This is a genomic window from Treponema endosymbiont of Eucomonympha sp. (genome assembly GCF_001028545.1).
The window spans coordinates 20,437-27,089 of the sequence record NZ_BBPW01000747.1 but is presented as its reverse complement, the minus strand read 5'-3'; the positions used below and the strand labels follow the sequence as shown (position 1 = coordinate 27,089).

Below are 6,653 nucleotides of genomic sequence, written 5' to 3'. Positions count from 1 at the left end.
TTTTTCCGGGTCATATACGATTTGGAAGGACTCGCCCGCGGCACCGCGCCAGTCGACAGCACCGAATATGCCGAAGGGGACAGCGCCGCGGTGCTCGGAAACGCAACCGGCTTGCAAAAAGAGGGCTTCGCCTTCGGCGGCTGGCACGGCAGAATCAACGGCGTATTCCGCTTCGTGGCGGCGGGCGACACGTTCCCCATGCGGAAGGACACGCGCCTGTACCCCCACTGGGTCGCGCCCGACGCGCCTTTGTACACGGTAACTTACCGCCCGAACGGGGCGACGGGCGGCACCGTTCCCGTCGAAAAGCACCCTTATTACGCCGGGACGAACGCGGGAATCCCCGGCAACCCCGGCGACTTGACGCGGAAAGGGTATGCCTTCGGCGGCTGGAGCAGGGTGTCGGAGGAGCCGGAGCGAATCTATTGCGAGGGGGAAGCCGTCCGCGTGACGGGAGATACCGTGCTGTATGCGCATTGGGTCGACGATTCGCCCCCGACCGAAGGGCTGACGGTGAGGTATTACGGAAACGGCGCGGACAGGGGCAGCGTCCCCGTCGACGATAAAATCTATAAGGCGGGGGACGCGGTCAAGGTGCGCTCCGATTCGGGCGGGTATGCGAGCCGGACGGGCTACGTGTGGCGAGGCTGGAACACCAAGCCGGACGGCAGCGGCGACACCTACCGCGCCGACGACTGGATTGTCATAACGAAGAGCGTCTCGCTCTATGCCCGCTGGCGGAAACCGGAAGAACTGCACACGGGCTATCCAATGAACATGACCGGGACGCGGACAATCCTCGACAAAGACTTCGTCGCGGCAAACCCGCCCAAGCCCGTTGAATGGCTAACGACAGACGAAGTCGTCGCGCGGGCAAAAGCCGAGCGGAAAAAATATTTTGACGCGCTCGACGCGGAACAGATCCCTCCTCCCGCCCGCGAGCCGTGGATATTCAAAACCGAGCGGGACCGCTGGATTGGCAGGCTCCTGTATGTCGCCCTGCTCGGAGGCATCATCTGGGCGCGGCATTACCATTACAGCGAGCGGGGACAATTAGCCGCACGCCTCCGCCGACATAAGCGCAGGGAAAAAGAACGCCGCAAGGTGAACCAAATCGAAGGCTCCGGCGGCAAACCAAGCGGCGAGGAGAACAAACCCGCCGAGAACTCTGCCGACAGCACAACTCAAACCAAGGAGCCCGCTGGTACAATCCAGACCGAAAGTTTTTCTGGCACAGAAGGCGGCAAGATAAGCCAAACTGAAAGCTCCGCTGGCGCGAAAAACGATGCGAAGAATCATGCCGACGTGAGCCTCGTCGATGCAACGACGCAGACCAAAGATTCCGGCGGCATAAAAAAAGGAGGCGTAGCGCGTGGCAGTAAAGGCGATTTTTCCGGGGTCGTTTGACCCGCCGACATTCGGGCACCTCAACCTTATCGAGCGCTCGCACCCGTTTTTTGCCGAATTGCACGTAGTCATCGCGGTCAACAAAAACAAGCAGACGCTTTTTTCACCCGACGAGCGGCGCTCAATGCTTGCCGAATTGGTTGCACCGTGGAAAAACGTAACGGTCGCCCTGCACGACCGCCTTATCGTCGAATACGCGCGGGAGCACTCTATCCGCATTCTGCTCCGCGGAATCCGCAATATCGAAGACTTCGCGCACGAGTTCGATATTTCCCTGACGAACCGCGCTTTGGATTCGCGGGTTGAGACTTTCTTTATTCCCACCGACCAGCGTTTTTTCGTGCTGAAGTCGAGCGCGATTAAAGAAATCGCTTCTTTCGGCGGCGACGTTTCCGCTATGGTTCCCCCGCTTATCGCGGACGCGCTGAAAAACAAGTTCGCCCCGCGCTGACGTAGAGTAAACCGCTTTAGAACCTATTATTGAAGTAGCCGGTGGCACCGCGAATAAAACTGCAGGGGGCGGGGAGTGTGCCTTTGCGGTTTTGCGTATAACGCCATTAGGGATGACGCTTGCGTCAAAATCCTTATGCTACAAATTGAAAAACTGCCTTCATATTTATAGCGAAATATCCGCAAGAGGGGTAGCAAAACAGAGAAAAAAGAAGTATTATTAAGAAAATCTTTCTGAACTGAATAGAGGCAAAGATGAACAATCCAGTATTGAATGCTATTTCCGAACGCCGTAGTATTCGCGCGTATCGAAAACAGCCGGTAACCAAAGAACAATTCGACGTCCTGCTCAAAGCGGCGCGGGAATCGCCCAGTGCGCGAAACGCCCAACCGTGGCATTTCTCAGTGGTGCAGAACCCCGCAATCTTTGCGGAAATTAACGCTGAAGCCGCGAAAAACCTGAACAAGGACGTCGGAGATATCTTTTACGGCGCTCCAGCGGCGATTTTTTTAAGCTGCGAGACAGGCAGTCGCTGGGGGCGGACAGACTGCGGCATCGCCGTCCAGACTATTGCCCTTGCTGCGCATTCCACCGGGCTGGGGAGCGTCATTTTAGGCATGCCCGAAGCAGCTTTTGCCGGACCGAACGGCAATCGCCTGAACAAGCTGCTCAAGTTTCCCGATAGCTACACCTATGCCGTAGCTATCGCGCTGGGCGTGCCTGCAGGCACAAAAGAAGCGCACTCTCTTGAACCGGGTCGGGTTGATTTTATTGATTAAAAGACAATTGCGCTGCTGAATCCTGTGCGTCGCCCATCGATATCGGTTCAGGAGGAAGCGGGCACGGCAAGAATTTAGCTCATGAATGCCGTGCGTTTCTGATATCCGCAATTTATGTTTGACATTAATGCAAGTCCCTTTCAGAAAGTCTTGGTTTTGGAAGGGACTTGCATTATGTAATCTGTGTACCCGTCCGCAATATCATGTATGCGTTAATCAGTTCATTCAGCGAAATACGCTGATTTGCGGGACTCGTTGACGGCAAGGGTATCGCGTCTATTCCCGTCTGCTTTCTGCACAATTTGCCGTATAGCTTGTGGGCTTTTTCGCCCGTGGTGAAGATATTTTCGATTTTTGCTTCGCTCAGCAGTCCCGAAAAATCGTTCGCAATTGGGTTTCTGATAGATTCATCGTCAGCCCCGTCGATTTCGCACGAGGCGAGCACGTCCCACAACGCAATATGGTGGTCCAACACGAGCTTTTTCTTGTCTTCAAGCAGATACGGCAGCGATACGTCGAATACGGCGGACAACACCTGCCAAAACCGATTCCGCGGGTGCGAGTAATAAAAAGCATTTTCCCGCGACACCGGAGACGGTATCGTCCCCAAAATCAGCGCCGTACATTCGTCGTCATACACGGGCAGGAATGGGTGTGTAACCTGTTCAAACATGATTTCTCCTCTTTGCGGCTTCATAAAGCAAAATTGACGCCGCCTGTGCGACGTTCAGGCTACCGACCAGCGGTGTCTTAAGCGGGGAAGGGACGGAAACAAGCATATCGCAGTTTTCGCGGACGGCACGGGATATACCGGTCTCTTCGTTTCCTAACACCAGTATACACCCCGTAGCGGGAAAAATGTCCGGCGCGTGCACTAGCTGACTGCCACGGGGATCTGTACCGATTCGGGGGAAAATGCCGCCCACCTTTTTTAAAAAAGCAGCGGTGCTCGGCACGGAAAACACCGTTACTTTTTCCATTGCGCCCTGCGCCGTTCGGTATGCACTCGTGGTGATATAGCTTTGATTTTCGTCTCCCGAAATGACGAGGTTCGTCGCACCGAAGAACGCGGCGCTACGAACGATAGCGCCAAAATTGTTCGCGTTCCCGATTCGGTCGAGCAACAAAACGGTTTCGTTGCTTGCTCGCCACGCTTCAATATCCCGCTCGTACACAGACGGAAGTTCCGGCGTCCGAATCATTGCCACCGCGCCTTGATGATGCACGCTCCCGCATAGTTTTTCAAGCTCTTCAGGTGCCGCTTGATTGTACGGAATCCGTTTTGCGGCAAGGAGTCGGCACAGCGTGCCGAACGAGTATGCCTTATCCGCCGTAAAATACAGCCGCGAAATCTTTCCCGGTTTTTGTTCAAGCGCTTTTACCGCTGCGAAGCCGCAGACGGCAAGTTCGTTATTTCGTTTATTTTTCATTATAGCACCAGCTGTCAAAACGGTCTCGGTAAATCCGGTAATCAGTCGGTGTTTATTCCACTTTAACCAATTCAACATCAAACACAATATATGCGTTCGGCGGAATAACTCCGTCACTTCCGTTTGCATCGAAGGCTTGTTCCGGCGGCAATACGATTGTCCGTTTTTCGCCCTGTTTCATATCTTGTACCATTTTGTCAAAACCCGGGATCATCTGTCTTGCGCCTGTTTCAAACGAAATCGGTTCGTCTCGGTCATACGAAGAGTCGAATATGCTCCCGTCGAGTAAGTAGCCTTTATAATGCGTGCTTACCTGTTTGCCTTTGCCAGCTTTATTGCCGGAGCCGATTTTGGTTACTGCATATAAAATACCAGTGGAAGGTTCTTCTTCGCATCGGACAAAAAAACTCCGTGCTGCCGAAGCTGAACCGCGCTTTTGCCCTTGCAGTTCAGCGGTTTTTTCGTCTAGCGCGGCTTTCAGCAAATCAAAGTCTTCTTGCGTTGCGGAAAATTGCTTGGCAAGCGCACCCTGTCGAATGATAGTAAGTTTTTTGATAATGTCGCCTTGCGCAATGCGATTTACCACGTCCTGCCCCGTAAGCACTTGACCGAAAATGGTGTGTTTGCCGTCAAGCCACGGTGTCGGCACGTGTGTGATAAAAAACTGACTGCCGTTTGTGCCGGGTCCAGAATTTGCCATAGACAACACGCCCTGCTTATCATGTTTTAATTCCGGCGCAATCTCGTCAAGGAACTGGTACCCTGGACCACCCGTTCCGTTGCCCAGAGGGTCGCCGCCTTGAATCATAAAATCTGCAATAACGCGGTGAAATTTCAACCCGTTGTAAAATGGCTTTTTCTTTGTGATATCAAGCGTTCCTTCCGCCAAACCAACGAAATTCGTTACCGTAAGCGGCGTCCTGTCATAGAACAACTCCAATACAATATCGCCTTTTGCCGTTTCCAGCACTGCGAAAATACCTTCTTTGCCGTCAAAGATTTTTTTATCTACCGCTCTGCACCCTGTTATCGACACCGCTATGTAGCACAGTATAACCGCAATAGCTTTTTTAGCCTGCATATCTGCCTCTCTTATTTCAAATAATTATGCGAAAACCACTGTACCAATTAGTCATGGTGTTTTCTATAAATGCATTTGCCGGAATATTCGCCCGTACCAGCGTGTACAGTAAAAGATTTACATCGGTATCGTTTACGACAAACGTAATCATCATAGTTTTTGGGGAGGCTACGGTAAAAAACAAGCAGTTTCATCGTGTCAAGATTAGTCAGAGTAACGAGCTCTTCCGTGTCCGTCTGCCAGAAATTGACGGAGTATACGCAATCGCCGAGTGAATTATCTGTTTAAAAAAGGTAAAATGTTTCATCTTCGGGAATGGTACCGATCTTATCGGGAATTCGGTTCCGATTTACAGGATTATCAATCAGGCAACAGCGTGGATACAACACTTCAATTTGTTTTCGCCTATTCGAATAATACGTGATACCTTCCATAGTCGAGAGTGCTTCAACTGCTTCCGCTGCCTTGCTGATATCGTTCCGTTCAGTCGGGTTTTTGATTAAATACAATGATTCGCCGCTGTATGTCGGCAAGTAATCTTGTCGCCACAATGCGCCAGCTTTATTGCCGAGCACTGTTTTGGGGCACAATGATAACTGCAAATTGTTATCTCTGATAACAATACTATTTATATACCGTTTTTTCTGCAATACCGACAGTATTTCGGCATTTAATATCGTTTCCAGTCGAAATGTAGCGCTTATGTCATTCACTATACACAAAGACACTACGGCAAAAACGCAGAAACAGTAATAGTTTTACGGCACATTTATCCTATGCCTTAAAAATAACCCGTACCTGTCTGTACAATCCTTCGCCTTCGCTTTTTGTTTCAATGTCGGCAACGTCATTCAGCATCGCGTGGATGAGTCTTCGCTCGGACGGATTCATCGGCTCAAGCAAAACAGAACTATGGCTAATGCGCACTGCGTCGGCGGTAATATACGCAAGACGAACTAAAGATTCCTCGCAGCGAATGCGATAATTCTCTGTATCAAGAATTATTCGGACGTCTCTCCGCCCAAGATTTTCGGCATATGCATTTGTTAAAAGCTGCAATGCGTCAAGATTTTTTCCTTTGTGTCCGATTAAAATCGACGAATGCGGAGAAGTCAGCCGAATGCCGAGTTTTCCCCCCTCGCGGAACATAATGTCAACGGTGCATTTGCAACTTATTTTCTGAACAACTAACGAGATGAATTCTAATAGTTTTTTTTCAAAGACATCCTTCGACAACGGCTCAGCAACGCGCCGCTTCAAAATGGGGGGAGGGCTTCTGTTTTCCGCATTATCATTCTCTTCGCGTTGAAATTTCACGGCGTTTAAGGTATGCACCCGAATTTTGACATACCCTTTTTTGAACAAAGTATTTTTTTGCGTTTCAATGATTTCAACGTCAAAACTCTCTCGTTCAAGCCCTAATTTTTTCACAGCCATTTCGATAGCTTCTCTTTCGGTTTTCGCTTCGTATTCATATACCATCGTATCCTCTCCATATAGATGAC

At 50.8% G+C, this 6,653-nt stretch carries 7 protein-coding genes and 1 pseudogene; 3 read left to right on the top strand and 5 right to left on the bottom strand.

Translation table 11 applies throughout. From position 1 onward, the window contains the following. From AWU74_RS08980 to AWU74_RS08970, 3 genes are all read left to right on the top strand, one after another. On the top strand, nt 1-1,407 hold a 1,407-nt coding region (locus AWU74_RS08980; protein WP_162505156.1), incomplete at its 5' end, for an InlB B-repeat-containing protein. Then, complete coding sequence (gene coaD, locus AWU74_RS08975) at nt 1,373-1,858, top strand: pantetheine-phosphate adenylyltransferase (protein ID WP_062328952.1); 486 nt, start codon at nt 1,373-1,375, stop codon at nt 1,856-1,858. The genes AWU74_RS08980 and coaD, both read left to right, overlap by 35 nt. Nucleotides 1,859-2,127: 269 nt before the next feature. Continuing rightward, nucleotides 2,128-2,637, top strand: coding sequence for a nitroreductase family protein (locus AWU74_RS08970; RefSeq protein WP_062328950.1), 510 nt, complete (start codon nt 2,128-2,130; stop codon nt 2,635-2,637). Between the two features lie 172 nt (nt 2,638-2,809). Here AWU74_RS08970 and AWU74_RS08965 read toward each other — a convergent pair whose 3' ends face one another. From AWU74_RS08965 to jag, 5 genes and pseudogenes are all read right to left on the bottom strand, one after another. Then, complete coding sequence (locus tag AWU74_RS08965) at nt 2,810-3,310, bottom strand: DNA-deoxyinosine glycosylase (protein ID WP_238580302.1); 501 nt, start codon at nt 3,308-3,310, stop codon at nt 2,810-2,812. Next, the gene (locus tag AWU74_RS08960; protein ID WP_062328944.1) at nt 3,303-4,067 is read right to left on the bottom strand and encodes a TrmH family RNA methyltransferase; all 765 of its coding nucleotides are present in this window, start codon (nt 4,065-4,067) and stop codon (nt 3,303-3,305) included. The genes AWU74_RS08965 and AWU74_RS08960 overlap by 8 nt, the downstream gene beginning before the upstream one ends. A gap of 52 nt (nt 4,068-4,119) precedes the next feature. Then, nucleotides 4,120-5,148, bottom strand: coding sequence for a peptidylprolyl isomerase (locus AWU74_RS08955; protein ID WP_162505155.1), 1,029 nt, complete (start codon nt 5,146-5,148; stop codon nt 4,120-4,122). A gap of 284 nt (nt 5,149-5,432) precedes the next feature. Further along, a pseudogene (locus AWU74_RS11140) lies at nt 5,433-5,882 on the bottom strand (DUF6675 family protein); the annotation flags it as partial. A gap of 40 nt (nt 5,883-5,922) precedes the next feature. After that, a complete protein-coding gene (gene jag, locus AWU74_RS08945; RefSeq protein WP_062328938.1) occupies nt 5,923-6,630 on the bottom strand; it encodes an RNA-binding cell elongation regulator Jag/EloR in 708 nt (235 codons plus the stop codon). Nucleotides 6,631-6,653 lie beyond the last annotated feature (23 nt).

Excerpts from the sequence above, each read along its gene's own strand:
- AWU74_RS08955 (WP_162505155.1), bottom strand. The coding sequence starts at position 5,148 with ATGCAGGCTAAAAAAGCTATTGCGGTTATACTGTGCTACATAGCGGTG.
- jag (WP_062328938.1), bottom strand. The coding sequence starts at position 6,630 with ATGGTATATGAATACGAAGCGAAAACCGAAAGAGAAGCTATCGAAATG.
- AWU74_RS08960 (WP_062328944.1), bottom strand. The coding sequence starts at position 4,067 with ATGAAAAATAAACGAAATAACGAACTTGCCGTCTGCGGCTTCGCAGCG.
- AWU74_RS08965 (WP_238580302.1), bottom strand. The coding sequence starts at position 3,310 with ATGTTTGAACAGGTTACACACCCATTCCTGCCCGTGTATGACGACGAA.